Annotated in this window: 21 protein-coding genes; 12 read left to right on the top strand and 9 right to left on the bottom strand. The window is 68.0% G+C overall.

The features are described 5' to 3' along the window. Positions 1–59: 59 nt before the first annotated feature. The gene (locus ACVWWW_RS15220; protein ID WP_027081669.1) at positions 60–914 is read left to right on the top strand and encodes an alpha/beta hydrolase; all 855 of its coding nucleotides are present in this window, start codon (positions 60–62) and stop codon (positions 912–914) included. Between the two features lie 10 nt (positions 915–924). Here ACVWWW_RS15220 and ACVWWW_RS15215 read toward each other — a convergent pair whose 3' ends face one another. After that, positions 925–1,962, bottom strand: a complete 1,038-nt coding sequence (locus ACVWWW_RS15215; protein WP_027081670.1) for a LacI family DNA-binding transcriptional regulator — start codon at positions 1,960–1,962, stop codon at positions 925–927. Positions 1,963–2,194: 232 nt separating this feature from the next. Here ACVWWW_RS15215 and rpoH point away from each other — a divergent pair, with 232 nt between their 5' ends. From rpoH to ACVWWW_RS15195, 4 genes are all read left to right on the top strand, one after another. Continuing rightward, the gene (gene rpoH, locus ACVWWW_RS15210; protein WP_027081671.1) at positions 2,195–3,079 is read left to right on the top strand and encodes an RNA polymerase sigma factor RpoH; all 885 of its coding nucleotides are present in this window, start codon (positions 2,195–2,197) and stop codon (positions 3,077–3,079) included. 142 nt (positions 3,080–3,221) lie between these two features. Next, positions 3,222–3,548: a hypothetical protein gene (locus ACVWWW_RS15205; RefSeq protein ID WP_027081672.1), complete on the top strand. Its 327-nt coding sequence runs from the start codon at positions 3,222–3,224 to the stop codon at positions 3,546–3,548. Next, positions 3,548–4,144: an RNA 2'-phosphotransferase gene (locus ACVWWW_RS15200; RefSeq protein ID WP_051234591.1), complete on the top strand. Its 597-nt coding sequence runs from the start codon at positions 3,548–3,550 to the stop codon at positions 4,142–4,144. The genes ACVWWW_RS15205 and ACVWWW_RS15200 overlap by 1 nt, the downstream gene beginning before the upstream one ends. Before the next feature lie 2 nt (positions 4,145–4,146). Continuing rightward, complete coding sequence (locus ACVWWW_RS15195) at positions 4,147–4,611, top strand: metallophosphoesterase family protein (RefSeq protein WP_027081673.1); 465 nt, start codon at positions 4,147–4,149, stop codon at positions 4,609–4,611. 39 nt (positions 4,612–4,650) lie between these two features. Here the strand turns inward: ACVWWW_RS15195 and ACVWWW_RS15190 are convergent, their stop codons facing one another. The 4 genes from ACVWWW_RS15190 to ACVWWW_RS15175 form a co-directional block, all read right to left on the bottom strand. Further along, positions 4,651–6,033, bottom strand: coding sequence for a peptidoglycan-binding protein (locus ACVWWW_RS15190; protein WP_081671897.1), 1,383 nt, complete (start codon positions 6,031–6,033; stop codon positions 4,651–4,653). 21 nt (positions 6,034–6,054) lie between these two features. Next, on the bottom strand, positions 6,055–6,846 hold the full coding sequence (locus ACVWWW_RS15185) for a hypothetical protein (RefSeq protein ID WP_155914071.1): 792 nt from the start codon (positions 6,844–6,846) through the stop codon (positions 6,055–6,057). A 53-nt stretch (positions 6,847–6,899) separates the two neighbouring features. Beyond that, positions 6,900–7,850: a transaldolase gene (gene tal, locus ACVWWW_RS15180; protein ID WP_027081675.1), complete on the bottom strand. Its 951-nt coding sequence runs from the start codon at positions 7,848–7,850 to the stop codon at positions 6,900–6,902. A gap of 67 nt (positions 7,851–7,917) precedes the next feature. After that, on the bottom strand, positions 7,918–10,128 hold the full coding sequence (locus ACVWWW_RS15175) for a primosomal protein N' (RefSeq protein WP_051234595.1): 2,211 nt from the start codon (positions 10,126–10,128) through the stop codon (positions 7,918–7,920). A gap of 443 nt (positions 10,129–10,571) precedes the next feature. Here ACVWWW_RS15175 and ACVWWW_RS15170 point away from each other — a divergent pair, with 443 nt between their 5' ends. Both ACVWWW_RS15170 and ACVWWW_RS15165 read left to right on the top strand, forming a co-directional pair. Further along, positions 10,572–11,477, top strand: a complete 906-nt coding sequence (locus ACVWWW_RS15170) for a hypothetical protein (protein ID WP_155914073.1) — start codon at positions 10,572–10,574, stop codon at positions 11,475–11,477. Continuing rightward, on the top strand, positions 11,467–12,093 hold the full coding sequence (locus tag ACVWWW_RS15165) for a DUF3106 domain-containing protein (RefSeq protein WP_036140958.1): 627 nt from the start codon (positions 11,467–11,469) through the stop codon (positions 12,091–12,093). The genes ACVWWW_RS15170 and ACVWWW_RS15165 overlap by 11 nt, the downstream gene beginning before the upstream one ends. Before the next feature lie 7 nt (positions 12,094–12,100). Here ACVWWW_RS15165 and ACVWWW_RS15160 read toward each other — a convergent pair whose 3' ends face one another. Then, the gene (locus ACVWWW_RS15160) at positions 12,101–12,424 is read right to left on the bottom strand and encodes a DUF4286 family protein (protein ID WP_155914075.1); all 324 of its coding nucleotides are present in this window, start codon (positions 12,422–12,424) and stop codon (positions 12,101–12,103) included. Continuing rightward, a complete protein-coding gene (locus tag ACVWWW_RS15155) occupies positions 12,414–13,682 on the bottom strand; it encodes a DUF3667 domain-containing protein (protein ID WP_027081678.1) in 1,269 nt (422 codons plus the stop codon). The genes ACVWWW_RS15160 and ACVWWW_RS15155 overlap by 11 nt, the downstream gene beginning before the upstream one ends. 136 nt (positions 13,683–13,818) lie before the next feature. On the opposite strand from ACVWWW_RS15155, the gene ACVWWW_RS15150 reads away from it, so the two are divergent. From ACVWWW_RS15150 to ACVWWW_RS15135, 4 genes are all read left to right on the top strand, one after another. Continuing rightward, positions 13,819–15,204 carry an MATE family efflux transporter gene (locus ACVWWW_RS15150; protein WP_027081679.1) on the top strand — a complete coding sequence of 462 codons (1,386 nt, stop codon included), beginning with the start codon at positions 13,819–13,821 and terminating at the stop codon, positions 15,202–15,204. 71 nt (positions 15,205–15,275) lie between these two features. After that, positions 15,276–17,165, top strand: a complete 1,890-nt coding sequence (gene sppA, locus ACVWWW_RS15145; RefSeq protein ID WP_027081680.1) for a signal peptide peptidase SppA — start codon at positions 15,276–15,278, stop codon at positions 17,163–17,165. Positions 17,166–17,285: 120 nt separating this feature from the next. Next, a complete protein-coding gene (locus ACVWWW_RS15140) occupies positions 17,286–20,282 on the top strand; it encodes an ATP-binding protein (protein WP_051234603.1) in 2,997 nt (998 codons plus the stop codon). Positions 20,283–20,418: 136 nt separating this feature from the next. Further along, positions 20,419–20,829, top strand: coding sequence for a response regulator (locus tag ACVWWW_RS15135; RefSeq protein WP_027081681.1), 411 nt, complete (start codon positions 20,419–20,421; stop codon positions 20,827–20,829). 19 nt (positions 20,830–20,848) lie between these two features. Here the strand turns inward: ACVWWW_RS15135 and ACVWWW_RS15130 are convergent, their stop codons facing one another. Next, complete coding sequence (locus ACVWWW_RS15130) at positions 20,849–21,079, bottom strand: hypothetical protein (protein ID WP_027081682.1); 231 nt, start codon at positions 21,077–21,079, stop codon at positions 20,849–20,851. Between the two features lie 67 nt (positions 21,080–21,146). Here ACVWWW_RS15130 and ACVWWW_RS15125 point away from each other — a divergent pair, with 67 nt between their 5' ends. Beyond that, positions 21,147–21,926, top strand: a complete 780-nt coding sequence (locus tag ACVWWW_RS15125) for an SDR family oxidoreductase (RefSeq protein ID WP_027081683.1) — start codon at positions 21,147–21,149, stop codon at positions 21,924–21,926. 83 nt (positions 21,927–22,009) lie between these two features. Here the strand turns inward: ACVWWW_RS15125 and ACVWWW_RS15120 are convergent, their stop codons facing one another. Next, positions 22,010–22,225: a KGG domain-containing protein gene (locus ACVWWW_RS15120; protein WP_027081684.1), complete on the bottom strand. Its 216-nt coding sequence runs from the start codon at positions 22,223–22,225 to the stop codon at positions 22,010–22,012. Positions 22,226–22,393: the final 168 nt, after the last annotated feature.

Genomic DNA, 22,393 nt, shown 5'->3' with positions numbered 1-22,393 from the left:
CTGCATCCCGTCGACGCGGCGGTCCGTATATCGGGTTTGCCCGATTCGGATCATTCCCGATGCGATTGCAATCCCTGATCGCTGGCGCCGCGCTGGCGGTCGTCGCCGCCACCGTGAGCGGCTGCCAGTCGTTAGTGTTCGCAGTCGCGAATCGCGGGCTCGAGGCGCCCACGGCGACCGTCGTGTATGCCGGGGACCGAGGGCTATCGCTCGACATCTATCGCCCGGCGGCGGCCACGTCGGCGACACCGGTCGTGGTGTTCTTCTATGGCGGTTCGTGGCAGACCGGCCAACGCGAGGACTACCGCTTCGTCGGGCGTTGCCTCGCCGGCGAGGGCATCCTCGCCTTGGTCGCGGACTACCGTTTGTGGCCTCGCGCGGGCTTCCCGGGCTTCGTCGAGGACGGTGCGCAGGCGGTCGCGTGGGCGCGACAGCACGCCGGCGAGTACGGCGGTGATCCGCGGCGCCTGTTCGTGGCCGGGCATTCCGCAGGCGCACAGGTCGCCGCGCTGATCGGCACGGACGCACGCTGGCTCGCGCCGCAGGGGATGCAGCCGCGCGATCTCGCCGGCGTGATCGGGTTGTCCGGCCCGTACGACTTTCGCATCGGCCCCGATCTCGCGCCGATCTTCGGCCCGCCCGCGCAGTGGCCGCTCGCGCAGGCGGTTGGTCAGGTCGACGGCGACGAGCCGCCGTTCCTGCTGGTGCATGGCGATGCAGACACCACGGTCGGCGTCGCGCAGAGTCGCGAACTCGCGCGTCGACTTAGCGCGCAGCACGAACCGGTGTCGTTGGTGATCCTGCCGGGCGGCGGGCACCTGGCGACGATCACGGCGCTCTACGACCCGTCGCGCAACCCCGAAGTACTCGCGTCGATCCGGCGCTTCGTCGATGCGCCGCGCGCCGCGCAGTAGGTACGGCGCGCTACCCCGAGACGAACGACGACTTCCGCACCATCAGCGACGCGGGCAGCATCGCGCTCTCCGCCTGTTCATCGCGCACGAGTTGCATCAGCGTGGCGACCAGCAGCTGACCCGCACGCTGCGTGTCCTGCACCACCGTGGTGAGCGGCGGGGTGGCGAAGCGCGCCGTCGGGATGTCGTCGAAGCCCACGACGGAGACGTCGTCGGGAATGCGCAGGCCGGCCTCGCGGAGCGCGCGCATGGCACCGAGCGCGATCAGGTCACTCGCAGCGAATACCGCGTCGAACGGGCGACCACGCGCGAGCAACTGGATCGCGGCGGCATGGCCCGATTCCTCGCTCGTTTCGGCATCCACCTGCAACGCGCGGTCAAGCCGCCCGAGGCCGGCGTCGACCATCGCCTGCTCGCAGCCCGTGTAGCGATCGAGGAACTCCGGGTAGTGGCTGGACGCATGGCCGAGGAAGGCGATGCGTCGCCGTCCGCAGGCGATCAGGTGCTGCCCGGCGAGCTGGCCGCCGTGCACGTTGTCGCAGCCGATCGACACGCCGGGCTGGTCGTCGGCCACCGCTCCCCAGCGCACGAAATGCGTGCCGCGTTCGACCAGCGCCGACAGCTTGTCGCGGTAGAGCTCGTAGTCGCCGTAGCCGAGCAGGATCAGCCCGTCGGCCTTCATCGAGTCCTCGTAGTCCGAATGCCAGTCCTCGGACAGCTGCTGGAACGAGACCAGCAGGTCCTGCCCGTGGCGAGCGCAGGCGCGGGTGATCGAGCCGAGCATCGACAGGAAGAACGGGTTGATGTGCGACTCGTCCGGCGTCGGGTCCTCGAACAGCAGCAGGGCGAGGGTGCCGGACTTCTGCGTGCGCAGGCTCGACGCGCGGCGGTCGACCTTGTAGTTGAGCTCGCGGGCGACGGCCTCGACCCGCTTGCGGGTCTCCTCGTTGACCAGCGGGCTGCCGCGCAGCACGCGGGACACGGTCGCCTGCGAAACCCCCGCCCGGTAGGCGATGTCGAAGGAGGTCGGCCTGGTTCGCTTGGTCATTCGGGCGGCAGTGTAGCCGCCGCCGGTCACGACCACGGGACCCTGTCATCGGTCAGGGCTGGAAAAGCGGCTCGCGCGCCCGCATGCCGAGGATTCAGCTCCATACCGCCGGTTTTACGCGTCATGAACGGTCCGATTGAGAGAATTCCGCTTTCGTCGTCCCATGGATGCAACGGTCCGGAACTCCCGGACCCTTTAGCAGTCCAATAACCCGACTGCTAACCTAGAGCCTATGACCCAGACAGCCACTACCGCTCTCGTTCCCAACAGCCTGCCGGCCGTGTCGCCGGTCGGGCTGAGCCCGCTCGGCTCGCTCGAGGCCTACATCGGCGCGGTCAACCGCATCCCCGTGCTCAGCGTCGACGACGAGCAGCGCCTTGCGCGCCGCTACCGCGACGACGAGGACCTCGACGCCGCCCGCGAGCTGGTGCATTCGCACCTGCGCTTCGTCGTGCACGTCGCCCGTGGCTACAACGGCTACGGCCTCGGCATCGGTGACCTCATCCAGGAAGGCAACATCGGCCTGATGAAGGCGGTGAAGCGCTTCGATCCCGACCAGGGCGTTCGCCTGGTCAGCTTCGCGGTGCACTGGATCCGCGCCGAGATGCACGAGTTCATCCTCAAGAACTGGCGCATCGTGAAGGTCGCCACGACCAAGGCGCAGCGCAAGCTGTTCTTCAACCTGCGCAAGAGCAAGACGCGCCTGGGCTGGATGAACGCGGAGGAGGTGCGTGCGGTCGCGGCCGACCTCAACGTGTCCGAGCGCGAAGTGCTGGAGATGGAGTCGCGCCTGTCCGGTCGCGATATCGGTTTCGATGCGCCGGACGATGGCGACGAGGACGGCCCGCCGTCGCCGGTGGCGTATCTGCGTTCGCAGGGCGAGGACCCGTCGCAGCTGTACGAGCGCGAGGACGACGAGGGCAGCAAGCTCGACGTGCTTCGCGACGGCCTGTCCGAACTCGACGCGCGTTCGCGCGACATCATCCGTCGTCGCTGGCTGGACGAGGACAAGGTGACGCTGCAGGAACTCGCCGACGAATACGGCGTGTCGGCCGAGCGCATCCGCCAGATCGAGGCGAACGCACTCAAGAAGATGCGCGCGCTGTTCGCAGCGTAAGCGGCGACACAGGTGTCACGGTGAGCGGCCCGGGAAACCGGGCCGTTCGCATTTGTGCGTCTGCAAACGTCGACTCGAACCGCCGCTCACGCGCCGCGTTCGACCGATTCGCTATATCGAAGTGCCCCATCGGAGCGTCGCCATGGATCCGACCCCGCCAGCGCCTGCTACGCATCTCGACGCCGCCACTGCGGCCGCGCAGGTCAGCCTTCGCTTCGAGCGATGGTTCGCCGAACGAGAACTCGGCCTGCCCGCGGAAACGCGCGCGGAGTTCATCGAGATGGGCATGCAGGCCCTGCAGCGTTGGCCCGATCGCTCGACGGGCGACGTGCTCGACGAACTGATCGCGGAACTCGACGAGCGACTCGCCGCGATCGCCAATGAGGAAGGTCGCAGCGGCGATGCACGCGAGCCGGCGCGCTCCGGGCTCAGTCGATTGTTCGGTCGACGCGGCAACCGCCCGCACTGATGCGCCCGGAGCTCGTCCGCCAGAGCCGCTTCATCAGCCGCGTGCTGCGGCATTCGCCGCAGTCGATCGGGCTGTCGCTGGACGACGCGGGTTGGGCCGATATCGATGGACTGCTCGCGGCCGCCGCACTGCATGGCGTTGCGCTCGATCGCCTGACGCTCAACGAGATCGTCGCGAGCAACGACAAGCAGCGCTTCGCCGTCGATGCGAGTGGCACGCGCATCCGTGCGAACCAGGGACACTCGATCGACGTCGATCTCGGCCTCGTCCCGGTCGAACCGCCGGAACGCCTGTTCCACGGCACGGCGACGCGGCATCTGAAGTCCATTCTGCGCGACGGCCTGCATCGCGGCCGGCGTCGTCATGTGCATCTCTCGACCGATGCCGACACCGCTAGACGTGTCGGCGCGCGTCATGGCGTGCCTGCGGTGCTCGGCATCCGCGCGCATGCGCTGCACACGGCCGGGGAAATGTTTTATCGCTCGGACAATGGCGTCTGGCTGGTCGAGAAGGTGCCGCCGCGCTTCATCGATTATCCGGTCGATGCATCGCCACGCGGTGCGAACGACGGCGCTTCCACGGCGCCGGACGCCTGACGATGCGCATCGGATTGATCGCCGACACGCACGGCCTTCTGCGGCCGGAGGCGATCGAAGCGCTGCGCGGTAGCGACCACATCCTGCATGCCGGTGACATCGGCGCCGCGTCCATCCTCGACGCACTCGCGGACATCGCGCCCATAACGGCCATCCGCGGTAACAACGACACGGCCGACTGGGCACGTGGTCTACCGGATGCACGGACGGTGCAACTCGGCGGTGTCGCCATCTACCTCTTGCACGACATCAAGACGCTGGCCACGTATCCACCGAGCGAACGCGTCGACGTCATCATCGCAGGACATTCGCACCGCGCGACGATCGAAACGCGTGACAGCTATCTGCTCGTCAATCCAGGCAGCGCGGGTCCGCGACGCTTCAAGCTGCCGATCAGCGTAGGCGAGCTGACGATCATCGACGGCCGCGCGAGCGCGACCATCCTTCCGCTGTCGATCAATACATGACAAGCGCGGCCGGACGACGCGTCCGGGCCGCGCTGCGCATCAATGCGCCAATGCCGGCGACGGCGCGACGTGCGGCTGGGCCTGCGTGAATTGCGGATCCTGACGTCGCGCCTGCATGTTCACCGCCGCCTCGTGCATCTGCCGACTGCTCTCGGCGATCGGCTGCACGGATGCCTGCCGCGAACTGATCGCATCGGTCGCGTGGTTCAACCCCGTCTCGTCTCGCATGGGGCTGACCTGCACCGCGCGTACTAACGTGTTGTCCCGATTGAACTCCACACGATCGACGCGAGTGATGCCCTCGCGGACCAGCTCCGTCGTAAGTGCCGCCGCGATGCGTTCGCTGTGCGCGCCCGGCGCGACACCACGCGCGTGCTCGGCTTCCCGCACCTTGGCCAGCGTGTGCTCGAAGAGGGCGTGATGCGAATGCGCGGGCGAGGTGACAAGCGCCGCCGCGGACGCGTGCATCGCTGCCTGAGTCTTCGGACCGTACACGCCCTTGTCGTCGAGGCCGTGGTCGCGTTGGAATGCTTCCAGCGCTTCGCGCGTGTGCCGACCCAAATGGCCATCGGGGACAAGGTGTCGCCCTTCGCTATCGCGATAGCCCAACCGATCGAGCGAGCGCTGAAGGGTGCTGACCTCATGACTCGCGTCGCCACGCGGGGCATGATGCTCTGGCAGAGCATGCATGTGATGCGCATGCGCAGTTGGCGCGCCCATGGGTGCGCTGATCGGATGATCAGTGTGCCTTCCGGAGGGCGCAAGCTGCTGCAGTCCTTGGGCGCGCTGCGCGTAAGGCTCGAACGCATTCAGGAGCTGGCCCATGGCGCGGTAGCAACTCGCCACCGACTGGCGGCCGTCCCCATACAGTGCCGGATTCCCACGGATCACCGTGTCCGACAACACGTTGCTCACCGGCTCGTTCGGATTCTCGCGCAGCGCCTTAAGAAACGACGATGCATCGCGACCGCCAAGGTTATGGAGCGCATATACGTTCGCTACCGGGTCCCCACCGCCGAGCCGGGCACCCGTCGCGACATTCTCGCGAGTGAACTCCGCGAGGAAGGCTGCCTGAAGAGTCCGACTACCACGTATCTCCGGCGCATTGGCCTGTTCGCGCGTCATGGCCGTCGAGTTCGCGACGCCGTACTTCGCGCCATACCGATGCACCATGTCGAGCCAGGTGCCGTCAACAAACTGTCCGTACCCATAAGCGCTCGAAACCGCCATCGTGCCGTCGAACTGGCGGACGCGATTCGCATGGACATTTCTCGACACCGGTCGCGCGTCGGGATTGAACGACGATTCGAAACCGGCGATCTTGACCATGATCCCGGGGTCTACCCCGGCGTGGATCGCGGAATCGACGAGGATCCGGCCGGACGCCTCCCAGTTTCGGTCCCGCTGCGTTGGCTCAGTCATTTCGCCCTCCCTGGCGGCTGATCAGAAGTTGGTGGGCAGTTCGTAAGCACCGACGGTCTTGTCGTATTCGACCGAGCGGTAGTCCGCTGGTTGTCCATCCACATGCGCGGTCACGGATAGGGCGAACCACGAAGCGGTAGGTTTCGAAGCATCAACGACCAGGTCGTATGCCACGTTCTGCGCTTCTTCCTTGATCTCGGGGATACGACTCACGTCGACCATCGTGCCGTCTCGCGGTGTAACGATCGCGTAGTTCGAGACCGTGACCCCCTGCCACGTGCCGCCACTGGTGAAGATCCAGCCGTTCCGCTCATTCCCGAGCTGACTGAATTGCGGATGGTCGCAGCCGCAAGCCCCTGCCGTGCCGTACTCCATATCCCTCGTACCGGCGATCAGGCGTGGAGTCTTCCCCGCGTCGAACTCAAACGCTCCGAAGAGTCCAGGTGCGTCGCTGCTGTACAGGTACCGGGTATCGTCCCGAATATCCGAGGCGCTCGCCAGCGCGATATAGATACGCTCGCCTTTGGCCGTCTTTACGCGGTCAGCGCGCGTTACACGCATGCAGTAGCTTGCTGGATCGCCGGCCGCAACGGCATGTTGAACGCGCCAGCAGCGGTGCTTGGCATCAAAACCATCGGAATACTGTGCGCCGAGCAGTCGCTCAACAGTCTGTTCGTTGCTTCCCGAAAGCGCCTTCGATGGCGCCGGGAATGGCGAAGTGGTTGCATGGCCCGTTGCAGACGTGGGCTTGGCGCAGCCGACGAGTATCCCGATGAATGCGGCTGCGAGTACACCGAAGAAAATACTGCGCATCACTCCTCCCTGAGTGCAGATGGCAAACGCGCGATCGCGTTGCCGGTTGTTGACTAGCCTACCCTCGAACCCAGCAGCGTTTCCAGCTTCACCTGGTCCTGCGCGAACTTGCGGATGCCGTCGGCGAGTTTCTCGGTCGCCATCGCGTCTTCGTTGTGCTGCCAGCGGAACTCGGCTTCGTCGAGACGGGCCGGTGCATTCGCACGTTCACCGTTATCGACCAGTTCGCGCTGCAGCGACGCATTACTCGCCTGCAATTCACCCAGCAGTTCCGGCGAGATGGTGAGCCGGTCGCAGCCGGCGAGCGCGGTGATCTGGCCGATGTTGCGGAAGCTGGCGCCCATCACGACGGTGTCGTAGCCGTGGCGCTTGTACCACTGCCAGATGCGTGTTACCGATTGCACGCCGGGATCGTCCTGCGGTGTTGCGGGTTGCGCGCTGCCGTTCGCGATGTACCAGTCGTAGATGCGGCCCACGAAGGGTGAGATCAGGAAGACGCCGGCTTCGGCGCACGCAACCGCCTGCGCGAACGAGAACAGCAGGGTGAGGTTGCAGTGGATGCCTTCGCGCTCGAGGCGCTCGGCCGCGCGAATGCCTTCCCACGTCGATGCGATCTTGATGAGCAGGCGGTCGCGGCCGATGCCGGCGGCGTCGTAGAGCTCGACGAGGCGGTGTGCCTTGGCGACGGTCGCGTCGGTATCGAAGCTCAGGCGTGCATCGACTTCCGTCGACACCCGGCCGGGAATCAGCTTGAGGATTTCGCCGCCGATCGCGACCGCAAGGCGATCGGATGCGTCCGCAACGCGCGCGTCGTGATCAGCGCCCTGCGCGGCGGCGAACGCACTTTCGACCAGCGGTGCATATGCAGGCAGCGCGGCGGCCTTCAGCAGCAGCGACGGATTGGTGGTCGCATCGAGCGGGCGGAAGCGTGCGATCGCGTCGATGTCGCCGGTGTCGGCGACGACGGCGGACATTTCGCGCAGCTGGTCGAGCAAAGACGGCATGGGCGACTCCTTGGACGATCGCCGATTGTGCATGCCGCGGCGTGGGCGTGTCATTGACGCGCGTGCGTCAGTAGAGATCGACCGGGTCGACGTCGAGCGACCACCGCACCTTGCGCGCTTCGGGCAGCTCGCGGATGGCCGGCAATGCGGCATCAAGCGCGGCGTGCAACGCGGGGCGCGCATTGGACGACACGACGAGTTGCGCGCGCTGGTAACCGGCGCGGCGTGGCATCGGCGCGGGCAGCGGGCCTTGCGTGATCAGTACGCCGCCGGCCGACGACGCTTCTAGATGGCCGCGCACCTGCGCGAGGAATGCGTTCGCGATGTCCATCTCGCGCGCTTCGGCGCGGAACATCGCCATGTGTGCGAACGGCGGGAATTGCGCGTCTTCGCGCAACGCGAGTTCTTCGTTCGCGAACAGCGGATAGCCGCCGGTGAGCAGCGTATGCAGCAGCGGGTGTTCGGGATGATGCGTCTGCAGCAGCACTTCGCCCGCCTTGTCGGCGCGGCCCGCACGTCCGGCGACCTGCACGAGCAGCTGCGCGAGTTTTTCCGGCGCGCGGAAGTCCGCGGAGAACAGGCCTTCGTCGATGCCGACGACGGCAACGAGTGTCAGGCCCGGTAGGTCGTGGCCTTTCGCGAGCATCTGCGTGCCGATGAGGATGCCGGGGCCGTCGCCGAGTGTTTCGAGATGCCCGGCGAGCGCGTCGCGGTTGCGCGTGGTGCCTTTGTCGATGCGCACGACGGGCACCTGCGGGAAACGCGCGGCCAGCGTTTCCTCGAGTTTCTCGGTGCCCGCGCCCTGCGGTTGCAGTGCGAGGCCACCGCAATCCGGACATGCATCAGGCGAACGCTTGGACGCGCCGCAGTGATGGCACTGCAGTCGACGACCTTTCGCATGCACGGTCATCGACGCGTCGCAGCGTGGACATTCGGCGGTCCAACCGCAGTCGTGGCAGAGCAGCACAGGCGCGTAGCCGCGTCGGTTCTTGAACACCAGCGCCTGGCCGCCGGCTTCGAGCGTGCGCGACAGCGTGTCGATGAGTTCGTTCGACAGGCCGGCATCGAGCGCGCGCTTGCGCACGTCGATGACGCGCACGGCCGGCGGTTTCGCGACGCCGGCGCGATGTCGCAACTGCAGGTGCGTGTAGCGGCCGGTGCGCGCATTGCGCAGCGATTCCATCGATGGCGTCGCGCTGCCTAGCACCACCGGCACGCCGAGCGCGTGGCCGCGATACAGAGCGAAGTCACGTGCGTGGTAGCGGATGCCGTCGAGCTGCTTGTAGCTGCCGTCGTGTTCTTCGTCGACGACGATGAGGCCCGCGTCGGGCAGCGGTAGGAACACCGCGCTGCGCGTGCCGACGACGACGCGGGCCTGTCCGCGTAGGCACGCGGCCCAGGTGCGTGCGCGATCGCCGTCGGACAGGCCCGAGTGCAGCGCGTATACCGGCACGCCGAGGCGCGCACGGAAGCGTGCGAGCGTCTGCGGGGTCAGACCGATCTCGGGCACCAGCACCAGCGCCTGCTTGCCGCGCGCAAGGCAGTCGGCGATCGCGTGCAGGTAGACCTCGGTCTTGCCGCTGCCGGTGATGCCGTCGAGCAGGAAGGCGTTGAACGCACTGCGCGAGTCGAGGATCGCGTCGATCGCGAGGCGTTGTTCCTCATTGGGTTCGGGGCCGGGACGCGCCGGCGTCGTCGCGGGCGTCATCACCACCGATTCGACCAAGCCGCGGCCGTCGAGGCTGCGCAGCGCGGCGCGCCAGTCGTCGAACACGCTGTCGAGTTCGTCTTCTGCCATCGCGCCATCAGCCAGGCGCTCGGCGAGGCGGCGTGGACGACCGGGGCGCAGGCGCGGCAGCGTTTCGACGCCGGTGGCGCTCAGTTGCCAACCGATGCGGTCGGTCGGCGGCAACGGTTCGCCGTGCCGAAGAAGCGTCGGCAGCGCGGTGGCGACGACCTCGCCGAACGGCTCGTGCGTGTAGTGCGCGAGCCAGCGCAGCGAATCCCAGAGTTCGCCGGCGAGCAACGGTTGGGCGTCGAGGCGCTCGAGCGCCGGCTTGAGTTCCGCGCCGTCGCCATCGGCCGCGCCGACCGCTGCGATGACGCCGACCCGCTCGCGCGTCCCGAACGGCACGCGCACCCGGCAACCGACTACGTCGCCGATGTCGCCCTCGACCGGCCGGTAGTCGAACAGGCGGGCCAGCGGCAGGCCGCCAATCGCGACCTTCCACACCGGGTCGGTGACCTGTTCAGGGCGGTTGGAGGGGGAAGCGGGCATCGGTGAAGTCTAGGGGCGGCGGCGGTCCGGACGGGCGCCAAGCTTGGACCGCATTGCTCGCGCCGTGATGATGAATCGAACGTAAGTCCGCGTCCGTATTGAAGATCGGCCCTTATCCACATCGGATGTGGATAAGTCTGTGAATGGACTGTCGGCCGATGTGCGCGAGCCCGTAAAGACGGGCAGCGGCCGTGGGTTGGCTAAAAAATCGCCATGCCGGATATTTCCAGCGCGATCAATCAGTTAGGCGTGAAACACGATTGTCATGCTGCCTGCGAAACGTCGCAAAAGCTGCGAATGACGGCCGGATGACGGCTGTGCACAACGCATTCGGCCGTGGAACCGCGTCACATAAGGGCGGAGCCGTGAAGAACGGTCCTGTCAAGCACCCGCGCGCGCCGATCCGGCGGGTGCCGACGGACGCGACGGCTATCATCCCGGGCATGTCGTTTCCCGCTTCGGCGCCTGCCCCGGCGCTCGCCCAGCCCGCCGCGCTGGCCGCCTTCCTTCGCGGCGTCGACCGCCGCGCCGCCATCCTCGCCGAGCTGCAGGCCGGTGCGCCGACGGTGGGCGATGCCGCGCTGACCCGCGCCATGGCGATCTTCCGCGAGGCCGCCCTCGAGTCGCCGATGGCCGATTGGCCGCGCCTGTTCTGGACGCTGCTGCTGCGCCAGCCGGCGCTGCGCAATGCGCGGGATGTCCATATCGACGGGTTGCCTACGGCATCCGCCGCCGTGCGCTCGGCGCTGCTGCTGCGCCTAACCGCTGGGCTCGACGAAGCCGCGGCCGCCGATGTCCTCGGCGTCACCGTCGACCAGCTGCGCACCGCGGTGATCCGCGCGCTGCCGACGCTGCCCGACGGCGCGCCCGACGCGAGCGCCTGGACGCAGTTGCAGCGCGAGGTCCAGCAGCGCATCCGCGACCTGCCGGCATCGCGTGCGTTGCAGCTGGCGCGCATGCGCGAGGGCGCGCTGGCCGGGCCGGCCGAACGTTTCTTTCCGCAGCGTCCCGATCACCGGCCGCGATGGATCGCCGCGGTTGTCGTGGTCGCGCTGCTCGCGTTCTTCGGCCTGCGCTGGTTCAACGGCGCGCGCGACGGCGAGGTGCGCATCGCCGCACTGCCGCCGGCCGGTGAGCCCGCCAGCCGTTACGAGCACGACTCCGGGCTGATCGCGCATCCCGACTTCGAACAGCTGGCTGATCCCGACGGCGCGCGCCTCGCGCAGGACGCCGCGTTCCTGAGCTGGATGGTCGGCCACGTCGATCGACCGACGACCGACGCGCCCACGAACGATGCACCCAACGCATCCGATGCGCCCGAAACCAGCGAGGCCACTGATGCGCCGTAAAGCTCTCGCGGCGGTCGCCCTGTGCGTCGCCGGCTGGGCAAGCGCGCAGGCGCTGCCCGATGACCTGCAGGACATCGCCGCCGTGCTGCAACCGCTTCAGCGCGCTGCGCTGCAAGCGCACGCGCGCATCTGGTCGACGTGGACGACTTCGCAGCAAGCCGCGTTCAAGCAACGCGCGGAGGCATGGGATCGCCTGCCGCTGACTGAGCGCGAGGAGCGCCGCGCCGACTGGCAGGCGTGGCGCCAATTGCCGCAGGACGAGCAGGCTCGCGTGCGCGCCGCCGCCGCGCAGTACGCCGCGCTCGATCCTGCGACGCGACAGGCCTTGCGTGCGCAGTTCGACGCGCTCGATGCAAGCGAGCGCCATGGCTGGCGCCTCGGGCCGTCGCTCGGCGTCGTCTACTCGCGCCTGCAACCGTTGCTGGCGCAGATGCCGGCCGGCGACGCGCCCGAGCTTTTACGCACGTTGCGCGCGATGACGGCGGACGAACGCGAGCAACTCGCGGTGCTGGTGCAGCGCACGCCACCGCAGGCGCGAGAAGCGCTGCGTCGCGAACTGGTGTCGACGGCGGACAGCAATCGCGCGGCGTGGTTGATGCAGCGCCTGGAGCGCTGAGCCGCGATCAGGCGATGTAGTCGAGCGGTCGCATGACGCGGCGCTGCGTGCGCACGCGATCGCCGAAGCGCGCGAGCCCGTCGGCGCGCAGTCGCGGTGCGTGCTCGCGGAGATACGCGTCGAGCGCATCCGCATCGGTCAGCCGGTAACGCATGCAGACGCGCATGCGATCGGGGTCGTCGGGGTCCAGCACTTCGTCGACGTCGGCGCCGGTGAAGCCGGGCAGCGCGAGGATCTCCGCGACATGCGGGCCGAGCCAGTCGAGGTACTGCGTGCGCAGGTCGGCGTCGACGTCGGCGGTGACTTCGTAGGTGAGCATGTCAGTGCGCACTGGTCAGCCCCGCGAACGCCACGTAGATCGACGCCAGCATGATCAGGAACTGATAGAGGAACGCGACGACCAGGTACTTGCCGATCGTGATCGCCCAGTGCTGGCCGTAGACGCGGCGCTGCATCAGCAGCAGGTAGACACCAGCCCACAACCAGAGCAGCAACGTGAGCGGCACGGTGATCGCAGCCGACAGCGGACTCAGCGCGAGCACGAAGCTCGCGAACAGCGTGAGCAGCAGGAACGCATGGCTGTACAGCGCGACGACCAGGTGCTCGAGATACGTGCGACGCGTGCCGATGTAGAGGACCTTCAGCATCAGCGCGAACAGCGGAAGCATGAGGAACAGTGCGGACGGCACTGCGGCCAGCATCAGCTGGAAGACGAACGTGCCGTTGTGCTGCATGCGGTCGACGTTGTCGGCGAAGTTCGCGATGCGATGGTTGAACCAGCGATCGCCGAAGTCCGGCAGCCACGGCACGTCGACCGGATTGGTCTTCGCATCCCACGGCAGTTTCGGATCGCGCAGCTTCGCGCCCTTGATGCCGCGGACCATCTTGTCCATCGACTCGCGGGTGTCGTCGCCATCGCCGTCATCGTCGGCTTCGTTGCCCGGTTTGGCGGCGGCCTTCGCGGACTTGTCGCCCGGCGACACACCGAACGACACGCCCTGCGGCGGCACCGGCGGCGTCACCACCGCCGCAGGCCCGGCGGCGTGGCGCAATTCGGCAATACGCGCGGCGGCCTTGGCGCGCGCATCGGCTTCCGCCTTGTTCATGGCCGTGCCCATGAAGGGCACGTCCTTGGCTTCGACGCGCGCCTTCGCGATGCCGGCGAGCGTGTGGTCGAGTTTCTCCTGCACCTCGGCTTCGGTCTTCGCGCTAGCGAACGTCGAATTGCCCTTGCCGGTATCGACGACGTTCACGTTGGTCTTGCCGGTCGACGTATCGCCATCGTCGCTGACGGTCAGGCGTCCGACGAAGAAGGTGATGACCACCAGCACGAGGAACACGCGCAGCGGCGGGATGTAACGCACGCGCTGGCCGCTGAGGTAATTACACGCGACGCGACCGGGCACGAACAGGTCGCGGAACGTGCGGAATGCGCGGCCGTCGAGATGCCAGAACGATTCGAACACTTCTTCCAGCGCGTGGGAGAAGCTGCTCAGCGGGTTGTGCGCGTTCTGTCCGCAGGCATGGCAGTAATGACCCTGCAGGATCGTCCCGCAGTTTTCGCAGGCGGTGGTTGCTTCAGCGTGCATCGCGGTCCCCTCGCGGCTCGGCGCGCATTGCAGCACGCGCGGCGGGTTTGTGCGACCGGTCGATCGTCATAAGGGTCGCGACGGTAGCGATCGACGCCGCCGCGGCCTACGATGGCCCGCCGCGTCCGAGCCCATCGTGTCCGCGCCTGCACGCTTCCCGCACGAGATCCGCCGCACCGCGACGCTCGCCGCGCCGCTCGTCGCCGGGCATGTCTCGACCGGCCTGATCGGTTTCGTCGACAGCAGCATCGCCGGTCAGCACGGCACGTCGACGCTCGCGTCCGTCGCGGTGGGCACGGCCCTGTTCTGGCTGCCGATGATGGTGCCGATGGGCACGCTGATGTCGATGCCGCCATCGGTCTCGCAACTCGATGGCGCAGGCCGGCGCAGCGAGATCGGCGCGCTGTTCCGCCAATCGCTGTGGCTCGCGTTCGGGCTCGGCTTGTTGATGTTCGTGTTCCTGACGCTCGCGCCGCGCGCGCTCGCACCGTTCGGCATCGCGCCCGACATCGTTCCCGGCGCGACCGCCTTCATGCACGGCATCCGCTGGGGCGTGCCCGCGCTGACCTGCTACCTCGCGATGCGCTATCTCGCCGAAGGCCTGCACTGGACGCTGCCGACGATGGTGCTCGGCGGTGGTGGCCTGATCGTGCTGGTGCCGCTGGGCTACGTGCTGACGTTCGGTGCGTTCGGGCTGCCTGAGCTCGGCGCGGGCGGGCTGGGCATCGCATCGTCGGTCATGATGTGGATGCAGGCGCTGAGCTTCGCCGCAGTGCACGCCAAAGCGCCCCGCATGCGCGACATCCGCGTGTTCGGTCGTTTCGATGCACCGCACTGGCCGACCATCCGCGGACTGCTCGCGACCGGCCTGCCGATTGGCGTCACCGTGCTGATGGAGGGCGGCCTGTTCATCGCTACCGCGTTGCTGGTCGCGCGGCTCGGCCCGGTGCCGGCGGCCGCACACCAGATCGCGATCAACGTCGCCAGCCTGTGCTTCATGGTGCCGCTCGCGGTGGCGGAAGCCACGACCGTGCGCGTCGGCCATGCCTTGGGACGCGGCGACGCGGCCGGCCTGCGTCGCGCCGCGCTCGCCGGCTACGTGATCGTGCTGGCGACGCAGGCGATCTCGGCATGCCTGCTGCTGGCCGGCAACCACGCGGTGGTGCGGCTGTACACGCATGACGCGCAGGTCGCCACGCTCGCCGCCTCGCTGCTGCTTTACGCCGCCGCGTTCCAGTTCCCCGACGGCGTGCAGGTGCTGTCGGCCGGTGCGCTGCGCGGGCTCAAGGACACGCGCGTACCGATGGGCCTGGCCGCGTTCGCGTACTGGGGCATCGGCATGCCACTGGGGGCGACGTTGGGCCTCGGGCTGCTCGGCAATCGGGCCTGGGGGCCGCAAGGCATGTGGACCGGGCTGATCGCCGGGCTCACCGTCGCCGCCATCCTGCTCTGCAGCCGCTTCGCGCGATCCAGCAGGCCCGAGCGTGTAGCGCGGCTGGCGGCAGCCGAAACGGCCCGGTGACCTCTGGGGCATGACCGCCGCGGCCCGGCCCGGTACCCTGTCACTGCAATCTTTTCCGAGACAAATCCCCGATGAACTCCACCCGTCGCGGCCCCATCGCGAGCGTTTTCGTCGGCCTGTGGGACGTGATGAATTTCACGCGCCGGCTGATCGTCAACATCGTCTTCTTCGGCCTGCTGCTTCTGTTCGCGCTGCTGTTCATCGCATCGCTCGCCGGCGGCAACGCGCATCCGCTGCTGCCGCGCACGACGCTGGTGATCGCGCCGCAGGGCAACCTGGTCGAGCAGTTCACCAGTGACCCGGTGAGCCGGCAGTTCGCCCGCAGCATGGGCGGGCACAGCGAAGAGCTGCAGCTGCGCGACGTGCTGCGTGCACTCGATTCGGCGCAGCGCGACAAGAACATCGAACGCGTGTTCCTGCACGTCGATGACCTGCAGGGCGGCGGCATGGCGTCGCTTCGCGAAGTCGCGGCAGCCATTGCGAGCCTGCGCGCCAGCGGCAAGCAAGTGGTCGCGTTCTCCGAACAGATGGACCAGAAGCAGTACCTGCTCGCCGCGCAGGCGAACGAGGTCTACCTCGATCCGATGGGGCAGGTGACGCTCGAAGGCCTGTCGCGATACCGCCAGTTCTTCCGCGAAGGCCTGCAGGACAAGCTCGGCATCGACGTGCACCTGTTCAAGGTCGGCACGTACAAGTCGGCGGCGGAGCCGTACATCCTCGATGCCGCGTCGCCGGCGTCGAAGGAAGCCGACCTGTTCTGGATGAACGACGTGTGGCAGCGCTACCTCGGCGACATCGCCACCGCGCGCAAGCTCACCGTCGCGCAGCTCACCGACGACGTCAACAACCTGCCGCAGGGCGTGCTCGCGGTGCAGGGCGACATGGCGCAGCTCGCGCTCAACCAGCACCTGGTCGATGGCCTGAAGACGCGTCAGGAAGTGTGGGACATGCTGCGCAAGCGCGGCGTGGCCGATGACGACGCGACCGGCGGCTTCCGTCGCATCGACCTCGACGATTACGTCGCGCACCTCGACAAGGGCATCGAAGGCGTGGTGCCGGACAAGCACGTCGCGGTGGTCGTGGCCGAAGGCGAGATCACCGGCGGCGACGCGCCTCCGGGCAAGGTCGGCGGCGATTCCACCAGCGAGCTGCTGCGCCAGGCGCATGACGACGACAACGTCGGCGCCGTGGTGCTGCGCGTGAATTCGCCCGGTGGCGAAGTGTTCGCGTCCGAGCAGATCCGCCGCGAAGTCGCGCGCCTGAAGGACGCCGGCAAGCCGGTCGTGGTGTCGATGGGTGATGTCGCGGCGTCGGGCGGCTACTGGATCAGCATGAATGCCGATCGCATCTATGCCGACCCGTCGACCATCACCGGTTCGATCGGCATCTTCGGCGTCGTGCCGAACTTCGCGCGTGCGCTCGACAAGATCGGCGTGCATACCGACGGTGTCGCGACCTCGCCGTACGCCGGTGCATTCGACCTCACGCGTCCGCTCGACCCGCAGGTCGGCAACGTGATCCAGAGCGTGATCGAGAAGGGCTATCGCGACTTCACCGGTCGCGTCGCCAAGGCACGCGGGCGTACGGTCGAGCAGATCGATGCGATCGCGCAGGGCCGCGTGTGGAGCGGCGCGCAGGGCAAGGAGCGCGGCATCGTCGACGCGATGGGCGGCTTGCAGGACGCGCTCGACTACGCGGCCGACCGCGCCAAGCTCGGCAAGCGCGGCGATTACGACGTGCGCTACATCGAGAAGACCGCGACGCCGTTCGAGAAGTTCTTCACCGGGCTCGCACAGAGCCGCATCGGCATGGGCCTGTTGCGCGAGTCCGACATGGCGCGCGCGCTGCTGGTCAAGACGGCGCCGCAGGCCGCGCGCGACCTGCAGTTCCTCGAGGCCTCGGCGAACGATCGCGGCGGTGCACCGGTCAAGGCGGTCGCGTACTGCTTCTGCGGGCTCTGATCCGCTGATGCATGGGACGGGGGCGGCTTCGGCCGCCTTCGTCGTTTCTGGCCCGGCGGCCGCGACGAGGGCTGCACGGCACGCCGCTATAGTGGCGGCCCTCCGTTCGGTCGTCGCCGCATGTCCGATCCGTCCCGTCCGTCGCCCGACGCAGGAACACGCGCGCTGCACCGGCTCGCGTTCCTTGCGCTTGCAGGCGAGCGGCTCGCGGCATCGCTCGACTACGAAACCACGCTGACCGGCCTGGCAGGGCTGACGATCCCCGAACTGGGCGACTACTGCGTCGTCGACGTGGTCGAAGGCGGCGGCCTGCGACGCGTCGCCGCCGAGCACCTGCGCGACGACAAGCGCGTGCTGATGGACCGGCTCGCCGCGCAGTACTCGAACCCGACGCGCTCACCGTCGCCGGCGGGCCGCGTGCTCGCCAGCGGACGCACCGAACGCATCGACGTGGTGACGCTCGACGCGCTCGCCAGCCACACACTCGACGCCGACCACCTGCAGCTGATGCGCGACATCGGCGTGCGATCGAGCCTGGCCGTGCCGATGCTTGCCCACGGGCAGGTGATCGGCGTGCTGTCGCTGGGCATCACCGAATCGGATCGTCGCTACGACGACGACGACCAGCTGCTCGCCGAAGAGCTCGCGCGCCGCGCGGCGTTGGCGGTCGAAAACGCGCGCCTGTATCGCGCCGCGCAGGACGAGTTGCAGCGTCGCGAACGCGCGGAAGCCGACCTGCGCCTGTCCGAGCATCGCTTCCGCGCGATCATGGAGCAGTCGCCGCTGTCGACGCAGCGACTCGCGCCGAACGGTCGCACGATCGGCGTCAACGCGGCCTGGGAAAAGTTGTGGGGCCTGACGCTCGATGCGTTGGGCGACTACAACATGCTCGAGGACCCGCAGCTCGAGAAGAAGGGCATCGCGCCGCTGCTGCGCCGTGCGTTCTCCGGCACGCCGACGATGCTGCCGACCATCGCGTACGACCCGCACGAAACATTGCCGTCGGCGAGCACGCATCTTGAGGCCACGCGCTGGGTCAGCGCCTATGCGTATCCCGTTCGCGACGACGACTCGGGCGAGATCCGCGAAGTCGTGCTGGTGCACGACGACGTCACCGATGCACGCCGCGCCGAAGCGCGGCTGCTGCGCAGCGAGGAACGCCTCAACCGCGTGCTGATGGCGGGCGGGCTGGTGACATGGGACTGGGACCTCGCCAGCGGCCACGTGCAGTGCTCGGCGAACGCGCGCGAATTCTTCGGCACGGACGTCGGCCAGCGCGACGAGTTCATGCGCACGATCCACCCGGAGGATCTGGCCAAGCTCGAAGTCGTGTCGCGCGAGGCGATGCGCACGGGCGTGTTCGAGATGCTCGAATACCGCCTGCGCACCACGCAGGGCCGCGAGCGCTGGGTGCAGACGCGCGGGCAGGTCGAGTTCGACCACGACGGCAACCCCGCGCGCATGTTCGGCATCACCGTCGAGGTCACCGAACGCCATCGCGCCGAAGCCGCGACGCGCCTGCTCGCCGATGCCGGCGAAGCACTTGGTGCATCGCTCGACTATGCGACCACGCTCGACAACCTCGCGCGCATCGTCGTGCCGCAGGTCGCCGACTGGTTCGCGGTCGACCTCATCACCGATGCGGGCGAGCTCGAGCGCGTCGCCGTGTACCACCCGGATCCCACGCGCGTCGCGATCGCGAAGGAATTCTTCGAGCGTTATCCGCCGCGCCGCGGCCAGAGCGGTGCGTGGAGCGTGATCGAAACGCGCCGGCCGGAATGGGTCGCCGACCTGCCCGAGCAGTTCATCATCGACAACGCGATCGATGCGGACCAGTCGCGTCTCCTGCTCAGCCTCAAGCTGCATTCGTACATCATCGTTCCGCTGATCGCGCGCGACACGGTGATCGGCGTGCTCACGCTGGTGTATGCCGAGAGCGAGCGTCGCTATTACGAGAGCGACGTCGCGTTCGCGACCGACCTCGCGCGGCGTGCGGCGACCGCGGTCGACAACGCGCGCTTGCACCTGCAGTTGCAGGATGAGCATCGCCGCAAGGACGAGTTCCTCGCCACGCTCGCGCACGAGCTGCGCAATCCGCTCGCGCCGCTGCGCACCGGCCTTGCGCTGATGCAGATGACCGATGACGCGGCCGTTGCGTCGCGCGCACGCGAAGTCATGGAGCGTCAGCTCGGCCACATGGTGCGGCTGATCGACGACCTGCTCGATCTGTCGCGCGTCACCCGCGGCGCGATCGCGTTGCAGCGTCGCATCGTCGAGATCGGCGACGTGCTCGACGTCGCGCTGGAAACCAGCACCTCGCTGATCGATGCCGCCGGGCTCACGCTCGATGTCGATGTCGACGATCCCGACACGCCGCTGGATGCCGACGACACGCGGCTGGCGCAGGTGCTCACCAACCTGCTCAACAACGCGGCCAAGTTCACACCGGCGAGTGGGCGCGTCAGCCTGCGCACGCGTCGCGAGGGCGCATGGCTGCGCATCGAGGTGTCGGACACGGGCATCGGTCTCGCGCCGACGCAGATGGAGCACATCTTCGAGATGTTCGCGCGCGGCGAAGGTTCGGAAGAGCAGGGCGGCCTCGGCATCGGCCTGACGCTCGCGCGCCGGCTCGCCGAGCTGCACGGCGGCCGCCTGCATGCGGAAAGCGAAGGCCGCGGGCGCGGCAGCCGGTTCGTGCTGGAGTTGCCGGTCGCGCAGCACGTGCAGCGCGAGCTCGATGTCATCCCACCGCAGCTCTCGCGCGGCGGCCGTCGCGTGCTGGTGGTCGACGACAACGCCGACGCGGCGCTCACGCTCACCGCCTTCCTCGAGCTCGACGGTCACGACGTTCGCAGCGCCGGCAGCGGTGCGGCGGCGCTGGAAGTGGTCAGCGATTTCGTGCCCGAGGTGGCCTTCCTCGACATCGGCATGCCCGGCATGAACGGCTACGAGTTGGCCGGGCACCTGCGTGCCGACCCGCGTACCGCATCGACGCGACTTGTCGCGCTCACCGGCTGGGGTCGTGCCGAAGATCGCGAGCGCACACGCGAGGCCGGCTTCGACGCGCACCTCACCAAACCGGTCGATCCCGCCGCGCTGATCCAGTTGCTCGCCTGACCGCATACACCGCACGGACGAGGCTGTTCGCGCGCTGAACGCGAACCGCAGGAACCGTCGCGTTTCACGCGTGCTATGGACGCCGCACCCGACAGTGGCCACGAACCGGCCACGCGCGGTCGCAGTACGTGCCCCCATGGAACCGAGCAGCTCCGGCAAGGCGATCCTCATCGTCGAGGACAACCCCGATATCCGCGACACCTTCCGCACGCTGTTCGAGCTGGAAGGTTTCGACGTGCAGCTCGCCGCCAACGGCGAGGACGCGCTCGCGAGCCTGGATCGCAGCGATGCATCGCCGTGCCTCATCCTGCTGGACCTGTCGATGCCGGTGATGGACGGCTGGCAGTTCCTGGACGTGCTGCGCTCACGCGAGCACGGCTCGAACATCCCGGTCGCGGTGCTCAGCGCGAACGTCGATGCGAACGTCTCGCGCGACCTGCGCACCCGCTACGGCTGCCGCGTGCTGCGCAAGCCGGCGTCGGTGGATGCGCTGCTCGGTATGGTCCGCAGCTGCCAGGGTGCGTCGGCGGACTCGGCGCTCCAGTGAGCGCCGGTAACGCGTCGGGCTAGTTGCCCGACTCGGCGGCCTGGATCGCGTCGTCCTGCGATTTCGCCGCGGCGTCGACGGATGCCTGCGCACCTTTCGCCTTGTTGATCGGATCGTCGATCGCGCGCTTGAGATCGTCGTGGCGCACGGCCGACTGCGGTTCCACCGGCTTGTCCTTGTCGGGCATCTCCGGCTTGGAGCAGGCGGTGAGCAGGGCGAGGACGGCGACGGCGACAAACGCTCGGGTCATGACGATCTCCAGCGGACGGGGCGCGTCCGTCGACGGCTATCCTACGCGCCAGCCCGCCGGAGGATGCATGGACGATCGACGCTGGAGACTCGACGGCCGACTCGCGCTGATCACCGGCGGAAGCGCCGGCATCGGCCTCGCCATCTCCCGCGAACTATTGGGCTTCGGCGCCGACGTGATGCTCGCCGCGCGCGACGGCGATGCATTGGACATCGCGCGTAGCGAACTCGCCGACGAGTTTCCGGATCGCCTGATCATGGCGTTCACCGCCGATGTCGGCATCGATGAGCAGCGCCGCGAACTGCTGGACTGGGTCGAGGACCAGGCCGAAGGCCAGCTCGACATCCTGGTCAACAACGCGGGCGGCAACCTCAGCAAGCCGGCGACTCACTACGCGGACGAAGAATGGCGGCAGGTGTTCGAGGTCAACCTGTTCTCGGCCTTCGAACTGTCGCGCTATGCGCATCCGCTGCTGACGAAGCATGCGAGCTCCAGCATCGTCAACGTGGGCAGCGTGTCGGGTCTCACCCACGTGCGCACCGGTGCACCCTACGGCATGGCCAAGGCCGCGCTGCACCAGATGACGAAGAACCTTGCCATCGAGTGGGCCGACGACGGCGTGCGGGTGAACTCGGTCGCGCCCTGGTACATCCGCACGCGGCGCACGTCGACCAAGCTGTCGGACCCCGACTATCTCGACGACGTGCTGGTGCGCACGCCGCTCGGCCGCGTGGGTGAACCCGAGGAGGTGGCCGCGGCGGTCGCGTTCCTGTGCCTGCCCGCGGCGGCGTATATCACCGGCGAATGCATCGCGGTGGACGGTGGCTTCCTGCGCTACGGGTTCTGATCGCGCGACGCCGCGCCTGCATCGTCCGCACAAATGAAAAGCGCCCACGTGGGGCGCTTTTCGACCGTGCCAGGAATGCGGTGTTACTGGTTCTCGCGGCCACCCTGCTCGTTCTGGTTGCCACGACGGTTGCCACCGCCGGAGGCTTCGCCGCCCTTGCGACCGATCGCCGCCATGTGTTCGCGGTCCTGGCTGACCGCCTCGCCGCCCTTGCGGGCGATTTCACGCTGTTCGCGTGGATCCATTGCAGCGAAACCGCGATTGCTGCGGCCGCCGTTGTTGCCGTCGTTGTTCGCCATTGCCAAAGCTCCTTGTCTGCGATCTGGGTCGCGTGGGGGGAAAGGGTCTTCGTCTCCAGGCCAACGTCGTCGCAGTCACGACCCCGGCCCGACATCGATCCTAGGCGCACTGCCGTTAGCAGCCGGCTTTGACATGGTGAAAGCACAACTAACGTGATTCAGCTGTTT

The organism is Lysobacter sp. HA18 (assembly GCF_054057595.1).
Note: the sequence above shows the minus strand (reverse complement) of the source record. Positions and strands in the feature narration are given on the sequence as shown.

Coding starts and splice junctions, on each gene's coding strand:
- ACVWWW_RS15220 (WP_027081669.1), top strand. CDS start 60: ATGCGATTGCAATCCCTGATCGCTGGCGCCGCGCTGGCGGTCGTCGCC.
- ACVWWW_RS15215 (WP_027081670.1), bottom strand. CDS start 1,962: ATGACCAAGCGAACCAGGCCGACCTCCTTCGACATCGCCTACCGGGCG.
- rpoH (WP_027081671.1), top strand. CDS start 2,195: ATGACCCAGACAGCCACTACCGCTCTCGTTCCCAACAGCCTGCCGGCC.
- ACVWWW_RS15205 (WP_027081672.1), top strand. CDS start 3,222: ATGGATCCGACCCCGCCAGCGCCTGCTACGCATCTCGACGCCGCCACT.
- ACVWWW_RS15200 (WP_051234591.1), top strand. CDS start 3,548: ATGCGCCCGGAGCTCGTCCGCCAGAGCCGCTTCATCAGCCGCGTGCTG.
- ACVWWW_RS15195 (WP_027081673.1), top strand. CDS start 4,147: ATGCGCATCGGATTGATCGCCGACACGCACGGCCTTCTGCGGCCGGAG.
- ACVWWW_RS15190 (WP_081671897.1), bottom strand. CDS start 6,033: ATGACTGAGCCAACGCAGCGGGACCGAAACTGGGAGGCGTCCGGCCGG.
- ACVWWW_RS15185 (WP_155914071.1), bottom strand. CDS start 6,846: ATGCGCAGTATTTTCTTCGGTGTACTCGCAGCCGCATTCATCGGGATA.
- tal (WP_027081675.1), bottom strand. CDS start 7,850: ATGCCGTCTTTGCTCGACCAGCTGCGCGAAATGTCCGCCGTCGTCGCC.
- ACVWWW_RS15175 (WP_051234595.1), bottom strand. CDS start 10,128: ATGCCCGCTTCCCCCTCCAACCGCCCTGAACAGGTCACCGACCCGGTG.
- ACVWWW_RS15170 (WP_155914073.1), top strand. CDS start 10,572: ATGTCGTTTCCCGCTTCGGCGCCTGCCCCGGCGCTCGCCCAGCCCGCC.
- ACVWWW_RS15165 (WP_036140958.1), top strand. CDS start 11,467: ATGCGCCGTAAAGCTCTCGCGGCGGTCGCCCTGTGCGTCGCCGGCTGG.
- ACVWWW_RS15155 (WP_027081678.1), bottom strand. CDS start 13,682: ATGCACGCTGAAGCAACCACCGCCTGCGAAAACTGCGGGACGATCCTG.
- sppA (WP_027081680.1), top strand. CDS start 15,276: ATGAACTCCACCCGTCGCGGCCCCATCGCGAGCGTTTTCGTCGGCCTG.
- ACVWWW_RS15140 (WP_051234603.1), top strand. CDS start 17,286: ATGTCCGATCCGTCCCGTCCGTCGCCCGACGCAGGAACACGCGCGCTG.
- ACVWWW_RS15135 (WP_027081681.1), top strand. CDS start 20,419: ATGGAACCGAGCAGCTCCGGCAAGGCGATCCTCATCGTCGAGGACAAC.
- ACVWWW_RS15130 (WP_027081682.1), bottom strand. CDS start 21,079: ATGACCCGAGCGTTTGTCGCCGTCGCCGTCCTCGCCCTGCTCACCGCC.
- ACVWWW_RS15125 (WP_027081683.1), top strand. CDS start 21,147: ATGGACGATCGACGCTGGAGACTCGACGGCCGACTCGCGCTGATCACC.
- ACVWWW_RS15120 (WP_027081684.1), bottom strand. CDS start 22,225: ATGGCGAACAACGACGGCAACAACGGCGGCCGCAGCAATCGCGGTTTC.